Origin of the sequence: Oceanobacillus manasiensis, assembly GCF_000724085.1 — a bacterium.
Lineage (GTDB): Bacteria > Bacillota > Bacilli > Bacillales > Amphibacillaceae > Oceanobacillus_B > Oceanobacillus_B manasiensis.
Genome location: NZ_CCDL010000002.1, coordinates 407,690 through 424,701 on the forward strand (window position 1 = coordinate 407,690; position 17,012 = coordinate 424,701).

Below are 17,012 nucleotides of genomic sequence, written 5' to 3' on the forward strand. Positions count from 1 at the left end.
TAGGAGGTTTGTTATGAGTGAATTAATAGAGTGGAGTAGTGCACTTTTATACACTGCTTTCGTTTTATATTTAATTGCGACAATTTTCTTCTCGGCAACAATTCGAGATAAGCGGGGTAATACCAAAAAGGGAAAAGCTGGCAGCATTGGAATTACGCTAACTATTATTGGCTTCCTAGCGCAAGTTGGCTATTTTATTACTAGATGGATGGTAAGTGGACATGCTCCAGTTAGTAATTTATTTGAGTTTATGACATTTTTTGGAATGACAATTGTTTTGGCATTCATTGTCATTTATTTTATTTACAAGCTTTCTGTACTTGGGCTGTTTGCATTACCTGTGGCTCTCATTATTATTGCGTATGCAAGCATGTTCCCAACAGAAGTATCGCCTTTAATTCCTTCACTACAAAGTCACTGGCTATATATTCATGTAACGACTGTGTCTTTAGGACAGGGGATTTTAACCATTAGCTTTGTTGCGGGGTTAATCTATCTGATCAAAAAAATTGATCAGACTGTTAAAAGTAAGCATACAACATGGCTAGAAATTGTGATGTATTCTCTAATATTATTTGTTGGGTTTATCGTGATCACGGTAGTTTTCAACTTTATGAACTATAGTGCACAATTTGATTATCCTAATAGTGGAGGTAATACCGTCACAACGGACTATCATTTACCTGCAATAGCTGGACCGACAGATGGTACGCTGCTGACTGAAGGGGTAATGGAGCCATTATTTGAGACACCAGCTTGGATGCATGGTGCTGATTCAGGTAGAAAGTTTAATACTCTAATATGGTCCTTTTTAACAGGATCTGTTATCTATCTCTTGTTAAGGCTCACATTGCGCAAGCGACTTGGGGCAGCAATTCAACCTTTATTAAAAAATGCAAAGCTTGATTTATTGGATGAGATTACATACCGAGCTGTCGCAATTGGCTTCCCTATTTTTACGCTCGGAGGTTTAATATTTGCTGCGATTTGGGCAGAAGAAGCGTGGGGCAGATTTTGGGGATGGGACCCGAAAGAAGTTTGGGCACTCATTACTTGGTTTTTTTATGCGGCTTTTCTCCACTTACGCCTATCAAGAGGGTGGCATGGAGAAAAATCTGCTTGGCTGGCAGCAGTAGGATTTGCTATTATTATGTTTAACTTAATTGTAGTGAACCTTGTGCTTGCAGGATTACATTCTTACGCGTAAGTAAACTCACTCAAGACTTAACAAGGTATCCATAAAGGAATACCTTGTTTTACTATCAATGCACAAGTTTTATTTTATACATTTATTTTGACATCGTTTATACTCTAAATTAGAGATTTGATAGGGGGAAAAGTTATGCCACTTGGAAAGATTTTAATCGTTGATGATGAAGAGCGTATACGCAGATTAATACGAATGTATTTAGAGCGAGAGGAATACGAAGTGGAAGAAGCTGATAATGGTAAAGACGCGCTCGAACTTGCGCTTACCAATGACTATGATGTTATTTTACTCGACATAATGATGCCAGAAATGGATGGAATCGAAGTATGTCAGGAATTAAGGAAAGAAAAAAACACCCCTGTCATGATGCTTACTGCAAAAGGAGAGGAAGCAAATCGAGTTCAAGGGTTTGAAATTGGTGCTGATGACTACATAGTTAAGCCATTTAGTCCTCGAGAAGTAATACTCCGGGTAAAGGCACTACTACGCAGAGTATCTCCATCTTCCGTCAACCAAGGGAACGAAGCTGCAAAAAATGTGTTGGTTTTTCGACATCTAGAAATTGATGATGATGCACATAGGGTTTTAGCAGAGGGACAGGAAGTTAATTTAACACCAAAAGAATATGAATTATTATGTTTCCTCGCAAAGTCACCGGACAAAGTATTTAATAGAGAGCACCTCTTAAAGGAAGTATGGCAATATGAGTTTTTTGGTGATCTGCGGACTGTTGATACACATGTTAAGCGATTAAGAGAAAAGCTTAATGCCGTGTCCTCAGAGGCAGCGAAAATGATTGTTACAGTATGGGGCGTAGGTTATAAATTCGAGGTAGAAGATAGCTAATGTTTTGGAAAAGTGTCGTTGGAAAGCTTGCTATAACCATACTTTTACTTGTTTCTTTTGTTTTGTTTATCTTAACCATTTTGCTGTTACAATTTTTTGAGAGCTTCCATATTGAATCTGCTGAAAGTGACATGTTACAAACTGCTACAAAGGTTTCCGTACTTATTGAACAACATGAAAGTAAAAACTTAATTGCTGAAACGACGGAAAGGGTTAAAGATCCTGCGAGCCGTGTTGCCATATTATATGATAATAATGAAGTATGGGTGTCCAAGGGCGGAGACGAAAACTTATCAAGGCTTGAAGATACATGGCTGCAAAAAGAAAATTTAATGGAAGAACTTGAGAATAATGAAGAAATTCGCAGACAAATGGTTTTGCCTGATAGTAACACGGAAGCGATGATCGTGGGAATCCCTACTTCAGATAACCAAGGAGCAATCTTTGTCTACCAGTCTTTAGACGTTATTGATCAAACCAAGGCAGAAACGACGAAAATCATCTTTCTTGCAGCAGGAATAGCTATTGTCCTGACTGTAATTTTTGCTTTCTTTCTCTCTACTAGAATTACATCACCACTAATTAAAATGCGCGAGGCTGCTTTTGATCTTACAAGAGGTGAGTTTGACACGAAAGTTCCAATTTTGACACACGATGAAATAGGAGAACTTGCCTTAGCTTTTAACCGTATGGGAAGGCAGTTGAAATTTCATATTAATGCTTTAAGACAAGAAAAAGAGCAGCTCTCAAGTATTGTCAGCTCTATGGCAGATGGAGTCATTACTTTAAATCGAAATGGAGACATGATTGTAACTAATACACCTGCCGAAAGGTTTATTGAAAGCTGGTATTATGAAAATAACCGTACTGTAAGTAAAGAAGAGCGAAAGCTACCGGATGAATTAAACCTGATCTTGTTACAAGTAATTGAAAGAGAAACAGAGGTACTTCATGAGATTAGTCTTCAAGGTCGAAATTGGGTAATGCTAATGACACCACTTTATGATCAAGCCTTTGTTAGGGGGGCAGTAGCGGTTATTCGAGACATGACAGAAGAGAGACGTCTTGATAAGCTACGTAAGGACTTTATTGCGAATGTATCGCATGAATTACGAACACCTATATCAATGCTCCAAGGATATAGTGAAGCAATCGTTGATGATATAGCTGAAACGAAGGAACAAAAAAATGAACTTGGTCAAATTATCTACGAGGAATCACTACGAATGGGTAGGCTGGTAAATGAATTGCTTGATCTTGCAAGAATGGAAGCGGGGCACCAACAATTACAAATAGAAGAGATTGAGGTAGAGCCATACCTCAAACGGATTGTAAAGAAGTTTAGTGGTCTTGCAAGTGAAGGAAAAATACAGATCGATTTAAAAGAGGACATTGTAAAGGCCACAGCAAGCTTTGACCCTGACAGAATGGAACAAGTTCTGATCAATCTTATAGACAATGCAATCAGGCACACATTCGAAGAGGGACATGTTACGGTGTATGCTACCAATAATGAAAATGAGCTTTCCATTGAAATTAAAGATAGTGGTAGTGGCATCCCTGAGGAAGATCTCCCATTTATTTTTGAAAGGTTTTATAAAGCAGATAAATCAAGAGCGCGAAATAACAAGAAAAAAGGTACAGGATTAGGACTTGCTATAGCTAAAAATATAATTGACTCTCATCACGGTATCATTACAGTAAAAAGTAGAGTGAATGAGGGAACTACATTTATAATAAGAATGCCTCACAAAAGGAACAATTAAATTTAATTTATTTATGAAAAAAAGAAATTAGTATGGAGGAGATAAGATGCATAAACAATTATGGAAAATGGTTGCGTTCTTACTTGTCTTTGTTCTTCTCACCGCTTGTGGCTCTGGATCAGAGGAAGATACCGCTTCAGAAACGGATGCCGAACAATCTGAGAGTAATCAGACATCAGAGCAGAATGAAGATACAGTTAAAATTACCTTAACCAAAGATCAGGGTGAGGAATATATACATGAAAAGGAAATACCAGTAGAAGAAGGAGAGAATCTTTTAGAGGTTTTAAAAGATAATTTTTATGTTGAAACGGATGGAAGCGGCCAATTCATTACTTCAATAGAGAGAGTATCCTCAGAAGATGACGAGGAAAGGGCTTGGATTTATACCGTAAATGGTGAACGTGTTAATGTAGGTGCAGCCGATTATGAACTCCAGGCTGGAGACGAAGTAGTATTTGATTTTCAAAAATGGGAATAAGCTGTGACTAGTTATAAACTAACCTTGTTAGCATCAATAGCTTCCTTGGCTGTATTAGGCAGATATGTATTTGCATTTCTGCCTAATGTACAGCCTGTAACGGCACTTATTATTCTGTGTGGTTTTATGCTAGGACCTGCTTCTGCAGTATTGCTGGCAATTATCGTTACGTTTGTTTCGAATATGCTTTTAGGGATGGGTATCTGGACTATTTGGCAGCTTATATCATGGGTACTAATTGGGGTGATTAGTGGACTTCTCCGAAAACAATTAAGTAAAGCGCCGCTTTTCTTGATCGCCATTTACGCTGCCTTTTGTGGCTATTTTTACGGACTCGTAATTTCGCTGACGAATTACCAAATTAGTGGGCACTTTTGGCCATATTACCTTGCAGGCTTGCCATTTGACACCCAACATGCAATTGGAAATGCTATTTTCATCATGTTATTCTATCCAATCTTTCACTATCTTTTTAAACAATACGAAAGTAAATTTCTCTAGTTTGAAGATTATAACCATCTTTTTTGGTTATAATCTAATTTTTTTAAATGGTCTACACTTACTTAGTGGGATCATTTTTTCATTTATACTTCTACCTTAGTATGAATTGACTTGCTTAAACCTGTCTTTCTGACATATAGTGTAGCTATAATGTAACTTTTGACAGGGAACAAACGACTATCTATTAGAACGGGGGATCTTTAATGAAGGTCGTTTTTGATGAAATTTATGATCAGTATCACCAGGATTTATATCAATTTGTATTTTATATGGTAAAGGATAAACAGATAACAGAGGATTTAGTGCAAGAGGTTTACTTGAGGGTTCTCAAATCTTCTGAGGGGTTCAGGGGAGAGAGTAGCATAAAAACGTGGCTCTTTTCCATTGCAAGGCATGTTAGTCTCGATTACTTTCGTCGCAAGCAACGAACTCGAGATCGAATTGCGGAATACTTTAATTGGGGTGAAAAAAGCCATACCTTACAAGACAACCAGCCGCTTCCTGATGAATTGGTAATAAAAAATGAGGAAATAAAAAAAATATATAAGTACCTTGATTATTGTACAGTTGATCAAAGAAGTGTCCTTATACTAAGGTATATTCAGTCGTTATCTATACAAGAAACTGCGGACATTCTAAATTTCACTACTAGTAAAGTAAAAACAACGCAACACAGAGGGCTTAAGGTATTAAAAAGACATATCTCCGAATATCGAGAGAGAGGAGAGGAGATCTAATTGCAATCTAAAGAACAAAAGTATAGAGACATCAGTGAACAGCTTTCACAAATGCCACCTGTTTCAGATCCGCGTGCAAAAGAAGATGTTAAACAACAGATCCTTTCTCAATTTAACCAAGAAGAAAGAAAGAGGGACAAGAAGAGCAACAGAAACAGATGGGTACCTCTATTAAGCACACTGCTTGCAACCGCTATTTTGATTTTTGTTTCTTTTCTCTTCTACAATAATTATAATATACCCCAGAATGACGTAGCAGAAAGCGGTGACTCGATGAGATACGCTTCTGAGGAAGAGGCAGCTATAGAGGAGAGTGCGGAGCAAGAGAGTACTACACAATCTGATGAAACAATGGAGGCAAACAATACGGGTATGTTTGTTCAGCAGAAGACCGATCAATCAACAGTTGTTCATGGTGCGACAAGTGATCCACAATTACAGTATGTCATTCCTATTTCGTTTATTGTGCCTGAACAGAATGATAAAGAAATATACTATAATGAACTTGAATCGTATATAACAGAACATGTACTAACTACTTCTACTTATTTATTTAAGGGGGTAACGTTTGAGATAAATGAGGAAAACAATGAGGTTATTCTTGATTTACCCAAGGGTTTTAACGTAAGCGAAGGTTCAACGGTGCCTAATATGTTTGAGGATCAATTAAGTGCAATGTTTACTCCATATGGGATCCAGAAAGCCGTCTTTAAAAATCCAGGTGGTGTAGACCTCGGTCAATTTGGTAAAATAACCGAACTACCGTTAACTAAAACAAAAACTGCTTATAAGTTATACAGTAACGATCAAGATAATTTGCTTGTAGAACTACCACTCAAGGAATATACCACTATAGAGGAAGCGTTTATGGAGATGCAAAATGGAGATGAAGACTTTGACGTTTTTTCTACCATTCCGAAGGACCTAGATTTTTCAGTTGCCGAACATGATACACAACTTGAAATTACAATAAATAACGATGTCACCAATACGAATGTTCGAACAAGTACCATTATGGTTGAGGCGATCCTAATGACTGCTAAAAGCTATGGGTATGAACTAGTAAAGTTCCATACTAACTCTGGAGATGAATTAGGTTATTATGATGTATCAGAAGTTCTTCAAGTTCCCGAATCGGTAAACCCAATCATGCTTCCTTAATCGTGAAATGGAGAAAGAGCCGTACAAATTTGTACGGCTCTTCTTTTGTGTAATGAAGTGATTGTAATTACTATGTACTGTATAGCGTCTAATATATCATTTAAGAATATTTATCCTTCTTCATATCTTAAAGGGTTCCCGTGAAAAGGTTCTGTGGAAACTTTTACCGAATCAGTTGGGCAACCCTCAAACGCATCTAACATATCTTCTTCTAAATCTGAATCCACCTCTAGCATTCCAGAGTTGTTATCAAGTTTAACAAATGCAATTCCTTCATCATCATAGTCATATATTTCTGGCGCAGCAGCCCCACATGCTCCACAGGCAATACAAGTTTCTATATCTACAATGGTGTATTTTGGCACTTCTACACCTCCAACTTTTTAGGATATTCATATTTCATTCTAAAACGGTTCTATCCTAATTACAATTAGAACTGCTTGCCTTTCTTTTCATGCTGGCATTCTTTATAATGGAATTAGATCTTTCTTGTAAAGGGGGAAGGGGAATTATGCTGCTAAAAGGAATTATCCTAGTGTGTTGTGATAGGCTATCTGATGAAAGAACAGATTCTGCAATCTATCACATCCTTACAGGAAAAAGGTCTGTTCAAACTGTTCAAGATATTCATTTATATCAGTTAACAACGTACTATAATATTCACAAAAAATTAGACCGAGAAGTGTACAACCGAATATTGAATGAATTAAATGAAGAGGGGTTTTTGATACGTGATCAGGCTTATTCAACTCTCCAATTGACAACCAAGGGAAAAATGTGGCTACACGATAAAAAAGATCAATATCCTATACATTATTTTAACGGTTTAAAGTTCAAGGATACTGCTGACATGTTTCTAGATCGGTTAACATTGGTTATCCAAACGTTTTCTAATGTAGGAATGAAACGTTTCTCTTTCATACCTGTAGTTGATAATCACCTGGCCGAAAGCTGGGTGAAGGAGCAATATAATTTAAATAAAGCGAGAATTCCCTCCTATTTACGAGACTTACATAGTGAGCTTTTTCATTTACTCCTTGAATTAAAAGAGAAGGAAGCCACCATCTTTGTTGACAGGTTAAGTGGTCATCAGTATTATGGCATGAGCTGGGAGCAATTAGCGAATTCCTATGACATGATAATGGAAGATGTACAACTTCTATTAACTGGAATCTCGCACCAAATGTGTTCTAAGATTATGGATAAGGAAGTTACTTTTCCATTGCTATACAACATGATAATGGAAGGAAGCAAGAAACGTCTTTTAACTGATTCTGCTTTTAAAACTTTTCAACTGCTTGAGAAGCAATATTCTATCGAGAATATTGCTTTAGTAAGGAATTTACGAGTAAATACTATCCAGGATCACCTTGTTGAAATTGCACTTTATCAAGAAGATTTTCCAATACAGAATTATGTCCCTGCTGCAACTCAAAAGGACATTTTGATGGCGATTCAGAAAGCAACATCAAATAAATTAAAAGAAATAAAAGCACTAACAGAAAAGGAGACAACGTATTTTCAAATACGTTTATTTATGGCTGGTTACGAGCAAGCGGGTGAAAAAAATGTCCACATTTAATTTAGAAAAAGAGCTTAATATACATTTTGGCTATCAATCTTTTCGTTTAGGCCAAAAGGAAATTATTGAGGATGTTATGACCGGAAATGATGTAATGGGAGTACTTCCGACAGGATCTGGTAAATCTATCTGTTATCAATTGCCAGCGATGCTTTTAGAAGGTATAACAGTCGTGGTTTCGCCACTTATATCATTAATGATGGATCAGGTGAAACAATTAAAAGCTATAAATATTAAAGGTGTAATTGCAGTTAATAGTTTTATGGATATAATGGAGCGGAGAACAATATGGAATGAAATACATCGCTACAAATTAATATACATATCACCTGAATTGCTTCAGAGACCTGAGGTCCAACGGAAGTTAAAACAGGTTGGTGTTCGTCTTTTCGTTGTAGATGAAGCACATTGTATCTCACAATGGGGACATGAATTCAGACCCGATTATTTAAAGCTAAGAAAGATTATTTCCAACTTGGACGACCCTGTTGTACTTGCATTAAGTGCTACTGCCACTACAGGTGTCCAACAAGATATTCTAGGATACCTAGATAAACCCAATATGAAAAAACATATTTATCCAATTGACAAACCGAACATTGCATTTAATGTGGAACATATGTCTGGGGACAAAGAAAAGCAGGATAAGATTGTTTCATTATTAAAATCTTACTATGTACCGACTATTATTTATTTTTCTAGCAGGTTAGATGCCGAGAATATCTCCGCCCTGTTAAGTATGAAAACAGATCGTCGTGTTGCGTTTTATCATGGCGGGATGGAGCCTCAAGATCGTATCATAATCCAACAACAATTTATGAACGGCCAATTAGATGCCATATGTTGTACGAGTGCCTTTGGTATGGGTATAAATAAAAAGGACGTACGGTTAATCGTCCATTACCATTTGACCCCACAGTTGGAAGCATATATCCAGGAAGTTGGCAGAGCAGGACGCGATAATAAATCTAGTGTGAGTTTGTTATTATTTTCCGAAGGGGATGTATATTTACCAAAGAATATAATGAAGTCAGAGCTGCCAACAAACAATGAAATCGCATTGATTTTTAGACAGTTAAAAGCAATGCATGATGAAGGGAAGACTCTATCAATTAAGGATCAAGAGAATTTTTTAATGTTTCAAATCTCTGAACCTAAGTGGAGGTTTTTAAGGTATCAACTTGAAAAACATGATATCCTAAGAGCAAATAACATTAAATTCGATCAAGAGATTTGGAAAGCAGCCTACCTAGCAATTCGCAATAAGTGTGAGGAAAGACTTAATATTAAGGAAAAACAACTTCAATCTGTTATTAATTGGATTTATTATACTGGTTGCTTAAGGAAGAAGCTTTATCAAGATTTTCAACATTCATCTACTTCAGCTATGGATCAATGCTGTAGTAATTGTGGATTTTCTTGGGAGAATTGGCAACCAGAACAATTACAGCAAGAACAAGGAAAAGTGTATTCTTGGGAAGAAAAGTTAAAAAAGTTACTTTTGGTTAACATAGAATGAGTCAACGAGATTTAATATTACGAATGTCAGATAAAGAATTAAGGAAGCAAGTTATTTTTTCACAGCTTACCCTCCTTACAATTGGATTCTTTTTAAGTTTGTGGTTTTTCCAGTCCCTTACGGATTGGTTTCAATACTTCATTTGGGATACAAAACAGATATTTTATTATGGATTTATACCTGGCGTGATTATTGTGTTAGTTGATCTTATTTTAATACGCCTATTGCCGCCTACAACTTTTGATGATGGTGGTATTAATCAGAAGCTATTTAAGGGACAGCCTCTTTCTTTCATAATAATACTTTCTTTGCTAGTAGCCATCAGCGAAGAGATGTTATTTAGAGGTGTAATTCAAACAACCTTTGGTTATTATTTTGCCAGTGTTCTGTTTGCACTAATTCATATTCGATATTTAAAAAAACCAGTTTTACTGGTTTCCATTATCATGGTTAGTTTTTATATTGGTTATTTATTTGAACAAACTGGAAATTTGCTAGTAACCATAACGGCACATTTCATAGTGGACTTTCTGTTGGGTGTAGCTATTCGCTATTATAAGGGAGGAATAATTGGTGAAGCATAATACAAATGAGACCGATGATCAGGCTGATGAGCTACGAAGAATCTTTGAGGAACTAGAGAGTTCAGTTGAAACGGCTGAACCAGCAGAAGAAGAAGAAAAACAGCATAAAGAGGATGAAATAGATCTACTTAACTTACCTCCCAGGAAAGAAATACATGGTCAAAACTCAAAGCGTACTAAATTTAGAATGAATGGTTCCTTAATGAGATTGACGACGGTCGTCATCTTCTTACTTTTAATCCTGGCAGGGGTGTATTATGTATGGCAGGATGAAATAATCACATTTTTCATAAGCTAAACAGGTTCAAGCATATAAATTATTTAAGTTAAGAGAGAACTACCAGCATAACAAAAGAAAACGTTAGAGAATGCTGGATAAAGTTAGGTTGGATGCCTATTTTTAATGAGGTTGGTATAATGTAAAACCCTTTTTATAGCCGATTTCCACTATAATATGAAGGTTTTTTAAGTCCAAATTACAGGGCGAACGTTTGAAAATAGTGAAAAATACCTCTGTCAAGTTCAACAAAATTAAGAAAAGCATATAGTATAGAGAAACAGCTTTGTGAATGAATAAAAGCAATCGCTTTAGACAGATGATTATTTGGAGGAGGATGCTGTATGCGCATAGAAAGAGTGTCTGATGACCAGTTCACCATTTTTTTAACATTTGATGATTTAATTGAACGCGGGTTTACAAAGGAAAACCTGTGGCACGATGCTACAAGCGTCCAGAACCTGTTCAGTGATATGATGTACGAAGCGAGTTCAGAGCTGGATTTTGAGTTAGAAGGTGAACTTCTTGTCCAGGTCCATCTTATGCAGGCACAGGGCATGCACGTTATCGTCACGCAAAAGTTCGAAAATTTAGATTGGGATGAGGACTTCATTGAAATGAAAGTGACATTGGATGAAAGCAAAGAATTAATCTTTTCATTTTCAGACTTTGAAAACATTATTCAGGTTGCTTCTTATTTAAGCCAAATCGGAATTTCTGGCGGTCAAGTTTACTTTATGCAAGGAACCTATTATATGCTTCTTGATGATAATGACCTAGAAGAAAAAAATAAAGAAGACGTTATAGCAATAATGTCGGAGTATTCAAGTCCCAGCATTATTACATCTTACCGTTTACTGGAATATGGGAAGCAGATATATGTCTCAGATGCTGTTAAAAACATTATGAAATCTTTTTACACAAAATAAATGATAGAACATGTCTGTTTAAAATGATACGATGGTATATGGTTTCTGCTAGAGAACTGAAATAAGGAGTGCACCGAATGAAGATTGCTGTACTATATGGAGGAACCTCTGGAGAAAGAGAAGTATCACTCTCCTCAGGAAAAGGGATTATACGGGCGTTAGAAAACAACGGCCATGACGTGACGGGAATTGATTTTCACCCTGGTAGATTAGAGGAAATACTAAGATTAAATGTGGATCTTGTGTTTATTGGTCTTCATGGGAAATTTGGTGAGGATGGCCGTCTCCAGGGGCTGTTAGAAATGGTAGGATTGCCATACGTAGGTTCAGGTGTCTTAGCATCTGCACTTGCAATGGATAAATCGAAGGCAAAGCAGGTCTTTGAATTAAACGGCATTCCTATAGCGAAGAGTAAAATGTACTCAATAACAAATGAAACGAACATGAAAGAATTAGAAGAAGAAGTCAACCAATTATTTAAACCCCCTTTTGTGATAAAACCAAATCGGGAAGGGTCCACATTGGGGTTGACGATTGTGAAAGAAGCAGATCAAATATTAGAAGGTTTAAACAATGCCGCACTAAGTGATGACATGGTTTTAGTCGAAGATTTTATCAAAGGAAGAGAGATTACAGTAGCTGTGTTTGACGAGGAAGCATTACCTATTATAGAAATCATCCCTAAAAATGCTTATTACGATTATGAGTCTAAATATGCCCAGGGTGGAAGTGAGCACATAATCCCGGCGGAAATTGACCCAGAGACTACTAAAATTATTCAAGAGTTAGCAGTTAAAGCACATAAAGCACTAGGTTGTAAAACCTATTCAAGAGTTGATTTTATATTAACAGAAGAAAATCGACCTATAATTCTAGAAGTAAACACTTTACCTGGTATGACACCTACCAGTCTTTATCCTGATGCTGCTAATGAGATAGGGCTTGATTACGATTCTATGATCGAATCCTTTGTTAATCGATCAGTAGGTAAAAGAAACTAGAAAGAGCATCTAACAATATTAGTATATTTTATTGCATATTTACTATGAACGTGTATACTAATTTTTGAGTACAGCTATTATAAACTATTTACAGATATTATAGGAGGTAAATTCATGGTAGCCGATAACGCAGCAGATTCTACCAGAGAAAGTAATAAAAAGCCGGATGTATTAAAATCCACACAGACTGTTGTAAAAACTGCATTGGAAAAGTTGGGTTACCCTGATGAAGTTTTTGAACTTCTAAAAGAACCTATACGTATGATGACGGTTCGAATCCCAGTACGAATGGATGATGGTTCTATAAAGATTTTCACAGGATACCGTGCACAGCATAATGATGCAGTTGGCCCTACAAAAGGTGGGGTAAGATTTCACCCTAATGTTTCCGAAATAGAAGTGAAAGCACTCTCTATTTGGATGAGTTTGAAAGCAGGGATAGTGGATCTTCCATATGGCGGCGGAAAAGGTGGTATCGTTTGTGATCCCCGTGAAATGTCCTTTAGAGAACTAGAGGGAGTCAGTAGGGGCTATGTACGTGCTATTAGTCAAATTGTGGGGCCGACCAAAGACATTCCCGCACCAGATGTTTTTACAAACTCACAAATCATGGCATGGATGATGGATGAGTACAGTCGTATAGATGAATTTAATAATCCTGGTTTCATTACTGGTAAACCTATCGTACTTGGTGGTTCTCATGGAAGAGAATCTGCTACAGCCAAAGGGGTTACAATTTGTATTAATGAAGCAGCTAAAAAGAAAGGTATTGAGGTAGAAGGCTCTCGAGTTGTTGTCCAAGGGTTTGGTAACGCTGGAAGCTTTTTGGCAAAATTCCTTAACGATGCAGGAGCGAAAGTTGTCGGAATATCTGATGCATATGGTGGTTTACATGACCCAGATGGATTAGATATCGATTATTTGCTTGACAGAAGAGACAGCTTTGGTTCTGTAACAAAGCTTTTCAATAATACAATTTCCAACCAAGAATTATTAGAGTTAGATTGTGATATTCTGGTACCAGCTGCTGTTGAAAATCAGATAACCGAACAGAACGCAGATAAAATTAAAGCAAGTATAGTTGTTGAGGCCGCAAACGGTCCAACAACGATGGGAGCAACAAAAATCCTGAGTGAACGTGGTATTTTACTTGTTCCTGATGTACTTGCCTCTGCTGGTGGTGTGACTGTTTCTTATTTTGAATGGGTACAAAATAATCAAGGATATTATTGGACTGAAGAAGAAATCGATAAAAAGCTACACGAGATTATGATTAAAGGATTTAATTCCATATACAATACAGCAGAGACTAGAAGGGTCGATATGCGTCTTGCTGCATATATGGTTGGTGTTAGAAAAATGGCAGAAGCATCAAGATTCCGTGGTTGGGTTTAATTAATTTTCATTGGCCGATCAAGAAAACAAAAGTATGACAAAAAAACTCTTATCCTGTATTATTAGATAAGAGTTTTTTTACGCTGTTTCTCATTTTAAAAAGTTTGCAAAGAAGACAATTAGATAGATTCTCCAAAAGGAAGTGCATATTGTGCAACATGAAAAAATAATCATTGTGGGCGGAGGACCATGTGGCATGTCCTGTGCTCTCGAAATGAAAAAACTTGGGCTCACCCCATTAATAATTGAAAAAGGAAATATAGTTAACACGATACATCAATATCCTACACATCAAACATTTTTTAGCTCAAGTGATAAACTAGAGATAGGAAATATCCCTTTCATCACTGAAAGACAAAAGCCTGTTCGAAATGAAGCACTGGCATACTATAGGGCCGTGGCAAAGCGCGAGCAATTACGTATAAATTCCTTTGAAAAAGTGACAGAAATCGTAAAGCGAGATGGCATATTCCACTTGTCCACTGATACAATGAATGGTCAAAACCATAACTATTCTGCTGAGTATGTTATTATCGCGACAGGTTACTATGATCAACCTAATTATATGAATGTTCCAGGTGAAGAATTAAATAAAGTGTCTCATTATTTTAAAGAAGGACATCCTTATTTTAATAAGAATGTAGTAGTTATAGGGGGTAAAAACTCCGCTGTCGATGCAACACTAGAACTTCATAAAGCAGGGGCGAATGTAACTGTCTTATACAGAGGTGCAGAATACTCCAAAAGTATTAAACCATGGATTCTTCCCGAATTTGATGCATTGGTAAGAAAAGACATTGTTAAAATGGAATTTAACGCGGAGATAGTTGAAATAACGGAAGAAAATTTCCATTATCGGGTTGGAGAACAGAAAAAAACAATTAAAAATGACTTTGTATTTGCAATGACCGGATACAAACCAGATCTAGATTTTATTAAAGACACTGGAATTGATGTGGATGCAGTAAATGGAGCGCCTATCTATAACGAAGAAAGCTATGAAACAAATATAGACAACTTATTTATAGCTGGTGTTGTAGCAGCAGGCTATAATAATAACAAAATTTTCATTGAAAATGGACGTTTTCATGGAGAAGCCATTGCTTCCATTATTAAGGGTAAAGAAGAGTAGCTTAAGAGCTACTCTTCTTTCTTACACTAATTTTCTTGTTCAAATATTTCTTTGAGCATAGTTAAATCCTTAGTCTGTGCCAATGCGATCTGTAGTTTTATTCGAGCCTTTGGACCTGTTAAGCCATTGGAAAAAATGATTCCTAACTCTTTTAGATTTCTTCCTCCACCTTCATATCCATATGTTGGTTGAACAATTCCTTGAAAGCATCTTGATACAAGTACAATGGGTAGTTGTGAATTAATAATTCTTTTTAGTGAAGGTACTAATTCCTTAGGTAGGTTTCCTTGACCGAGTCCTTCGATCACTAGTCCATCCGGCTGTGCTTTTAACACTGCCTCTAACAAGCCACTATCCATTCCTGCATATGCTTTTAATAAAAAGACACGTTTATCAATAGCATCTACATTATAACAATATCGTGATGTAATGGTATGATGAAAAATAATTGAATCTTTCGTAACAATACCAAGGGGGCCAAATTGCGGGCTTTGAAAGGTAGCAATATTACTTGTAGAAGTTTTTGTTACATTTCTAGCTGTATGTACCTCATCGTTCATTACTACAAGCACTCCCTTTTTTGTTGCATTATCATCACTAGCTACGCGAATGGAGCTTATTAAATTATATAACGCGTCAGAACCTATCTCATTACTTGATCGCATAGCACCTGTCAAAATGATTGGTTTGTCGGTTTTTATAATAAGATCGAGAAAATAAGCTGTTTCCTCCAATGTATCTGTACCGTGTGTCACAACAATCCCTTCGTATGATGGGAGCTCTTTTTTTATCCGAGTTGCAAGCTGTAACATGTGCTTAGGTTCAATATGAGGTGAAGGAAGAGAGAACTCGATCATTTCCTCCACATCAGCATACGGATTAAAATAATAGGTTAGTTCGGATAATGGATGCTTTGTAGCTGTTGTGACTTCTCCTGTACTTTTGTTCTCGACCATTGATATTGTGCCACCTGTATGTATAATTAAAATTTTCTTTTTCATAATAATCTCCCTTATAAATGTTGTTTTCTTTATCCTTCTTTAGTGATAACATAATGGTAGAAAAATCGGAAAGGGGTCTTTTGATGTTTGCTATCTTATCAGCAGGAATTGCACCAGCAGTTGCACTTATGTCCTTCTTTTATTTGAAAGACCGTTATTCTGAACCCCTTCCATTGCTGATCAGAACATTTATTATTGGATGTTTACTTGTTTTTCCGATTATGTTCATTCAATACATTCTTACTACAGAAGGTTTTACAAATAATTATTTTGTTGAATCCTTTCTGTATATCTCTTTAACAGAAGAGTTTTTTAAATGGTTTTTATTTATCTACACAATCTACCACCATTCAGAATTTGACGCTCATTACGATGGTATTGTTTACGCTGTAGCAATTAGTCTAGGGTTTGCAACAGTGGAAAATGTATTGTACTTGCTTACAAACGGAATAGAGTATGCATTCAGCCGAGCTATTTTTCCTGTTTCTTCCCATGCCCTAATAGGTGTAATAATGGGCTACTATTTCGGTAAGGCAAAAATAAACAAGCAGCATAAAAAACGTAATATTGTAATGGCATTTATTATACCGTTTCTTCTCCATGGAACATATAATTATATCTTAAAAATTGTTCCTACTAATTGGATTCTCTTCTTGATACCTTTCATGATTCTATTATGGATCAATGGGTTACGACGTGTAAAGATAGCCAGTGAAGCTACACCACTTACAATATTTCAGAAGAAGAAGCAAGGAGCTTAACATCCTCTGTCTGTAAAATGACAGGGGATTTTTTGTATTTCATTCTACTCCTTATAACCTAAATCTTATAGGTATAAGAATCATGGTGAATAAAAAGCAGATTTCTTCAGAAAATAGGCTTACAACACT

At 36.4% G+C, this 17,012-nt stretch carries 18 protein-coding genes; 16 read left to right on the top strand and 2 right to left on the bottom strand.

Annotation, left to right across the window (positions count from 1 at the left end):
- The first annotated feature begins 13 nt into the window (after window positions 1-13).
- The 7 genes from ccsB to BN985_RS11280 all read left to right on the top strand — a co-directional run bounded on the left by ccsB (window position 14) and on the right by BN985_RS11280 (window position 6,702).
- A complete protein-coding gene (gene ccsB, locus BN985_RS11250) occupies window positions 14-1,207 on the top strand; it encodes a c-type cytochrome biogenesis protein CcsB (RefSeq protein WP_042223555.1) in 1,194 nt (397 codons plus the stop codon).
- A 135-nt stretch (window positions 1,208-1,342) separates the two neighbouring features.
- A complete protein-coding gene (locus BN985_RS11255; protein WP_042223556.1) occupies window positions 1,343-2,056 on the top strand; it encodes a response regulator transcription factor in 714 nt (237 codons plus the stop codon).
- Window positions 2,056-3,822, top strand: a complete 1,767-nt coding sequence (locus tag BN985_RS11260; RefSeq protein ID WP_042223557.1) for an ATP-binding protein — start codon at window positions 2,056-2,058, stop codon at window positions 3,820-3,822. Before BN985_RS11255 ends, BN985_RS11260 begins: the two co-directional genes overlap by 1 nt.
- A 46-nt stretch (window positions 3,823-3,868) precedes the next feature.
- Complete coding sequence (locus tag BN985_RS11265; protein ID WP_042223558.1) at window positions 3,869-4,303, top strand: DUF4430 domain-containing protein; 435 nt, start codon at window positions 3,869-3,871, stop codon at window positions 4,301-4,303.
- Window positions 4,304-4,306: 3 nt separating this feature from the next.
- A complete protein-coding gene (locus BN985_RS11270) occupies window positions 4,307-4,804 on the top strand; it encodes a DUF6580 family putative transport protein (RefSeq protein WP_042223559.1) in 498 nt (165 codons plus the stop codon).
- Window positions 4,805-5,007: 203 nt separating this feature from the next.
- Window positions 5,008-5,541: an RNA polymerase sigma factor SigX gene (sigX, locus tag BN985_RS11275; RefSeq protein WP_042223560.1), complete on the top strand. Its 534-nt coding sequence runs from the start codon at window positions 5,008-5,010 to the stop codon at window positions 5,539-5,541.
- Entirely contained in the window at window positions 5,542-6,702 is a 1,161-nt protein-coding gene (locus tag BN985_RS11280) for a hypothetical protein (RefSeq protein ID WP_042223561.1), read from the top strand.
- Between the two features lie 110 nt (window positions 6,703-6,812).
- Here the strand turns inward: BN985_RS11280 and BN985_RS11285 are convergent, their stop codons facing one another.
- A complete protein-coding gene (locus BN985_RS11285) occupies window positions 6,813-7,067 on the bottom strand; it encodes a ferredoxin (protein WP_042223562.1) in 255 nt (84 codons plus the stop codon).
- A 146-nt stretch (window positions 7,068-7,213) separates the two neighbouring features.
- On the opposite strand from BN985_RS11285, the gene BN985_RS11290 reads away from it, so the two are divergent.
- The 8 genes from BN985_RS11290 to BN985_RS11325 all read left to right on the top strand — a co-directional run bounded on the left by BN985_RS11290 (window position 7,214) and on the right by BN985_RS11325 (window position 15,121).
- Entirely contained in the window at window positions 7,214-8,284 is a 1,071-nt protein-coding gene (locus BN985_RS11290; RefSeq protein WP_042223563.1) for a helix-turn-helix domain-containing protein, read from the top strand.
- A complete protein-coding gene (locus BN985_RS11295; protein ID WP_042223564.1) occupies window positions 8,271-9,803 on the top strand; it encodes a RecQ family ATP-dependent DNA helicase in 1,533 nt (510 codons plus the stop codon). The genes BN985_RS11290 and BN985_RS11295 overlap by 14 nt, the downstream gene beginning before the upstream one ends.
- Window positions 9,800-10,387: a CPBP family intramembrane glutamic endopeptidase gene (locus BN985_RS11300; protein WP_042223565.1), complete on the top strand. Its 588-nt coding sequence runs from the start codon at window positions 9,800-9,802 to the stop codon at window positions 10,385-10,387. Before BN985_RS11295 ends, BN985_RS11300 begins: the two co-directional genes overlap by 4 nt.
- A complete protein-coding gene (locus tag BN985_RS11305; RefSeq protein ID WP_042223566.1) occupies window positions 10,377-10,685 on the top strand; it encodes a hypothetical protein in 309 nt (102 codons plus the stop codon). Before BN985_RS11300 ends, BN985_RS11305 begins: the two co-directional genes overlap by 11 nt.
- Window positions 10,686-11,008: 323 nt before the next feature.
- The gene (locus BN985_RS11310) at window positions 11,009-11,593 is read left to right on the top strand and encodes a genetic competence negative regulator (RefSeq protein WP_042223567.1); all 585 of its coding nucleotides are present in this window, start codon (window positions 11,009-11,011) and stop codon (window positions 11,591-11,593) included.
- Window positions 11,594-11,670: 77 nt separating this feature from the next.
- Entirely contained in the window at window positions 11,671-12,594 is a 924-nt protein-coding gene (locus BN985_RS11315; RefSeq protein WP_042223568.1) for a D-alanine--D-alanine ligase, read from the top strand.
- A 114-nt stretch (window positions 12,595-12,708) separates the two neighbouring features.
- Window positions 12,709-13,989, top strand: a complete 1,281-nt coding sequence (locus BN985_RS11320; RefSeq protein WP_042223569.1) for a Glu/Leu/Phe/Val family dehydrogenase — start codon at window positions 12,709-12,711, stop codon at window positions 13,987-13,989.
- 151 nt (window positions 13,990-14,140) lie between these two features.
- Window positions 14,141-15,121, top strand: a complete 981-nt coding sequence (locus BN985_RS11325) for a YpdA family putative bacillithiol disulfide reductase (protein ID WP_042223570.1) — start codon at window positions 14,141-14,143, stop codon at window positions 15,119-15,121.
- 26 nt (window positions 15,122-15,147) lie between these two features.
- Here BN985_RS11325 and BN985_RS11330 read toward each other — a convergent pair whose 3' ends face one another.
- Window positions 15,148-16,122, bottom strand: coding sequence for an asparaginase (locus BN985_RS11330; RefSeq protein WP_042223571.1), 975 nt, complete (start codon window positions 16,120-16,122; stop codon window positions 15,148-15,150).
- A gap of 83 nt (window positions 16,123-16,205) precedes the next feature.
- Here BN985_RS11330 and prsW point away from each other — a divergent pair, with 83 nt between their 5' ends.
- Window positions 16,206-16,883: a glutamic-type intramembrane protease PrsW gene (gene prsW / locus BN985_RS11335; protein ID WP_042223572.1), complete on the top strand. Its 678-nt coding sequence runs from the start codon at window positions 16,206-16,208 to the stop codon at window positions 16,881-16,883.
- The last annotated feature ends 129 nt before the right edge of the window (window positions 16,884-17,012 follow it).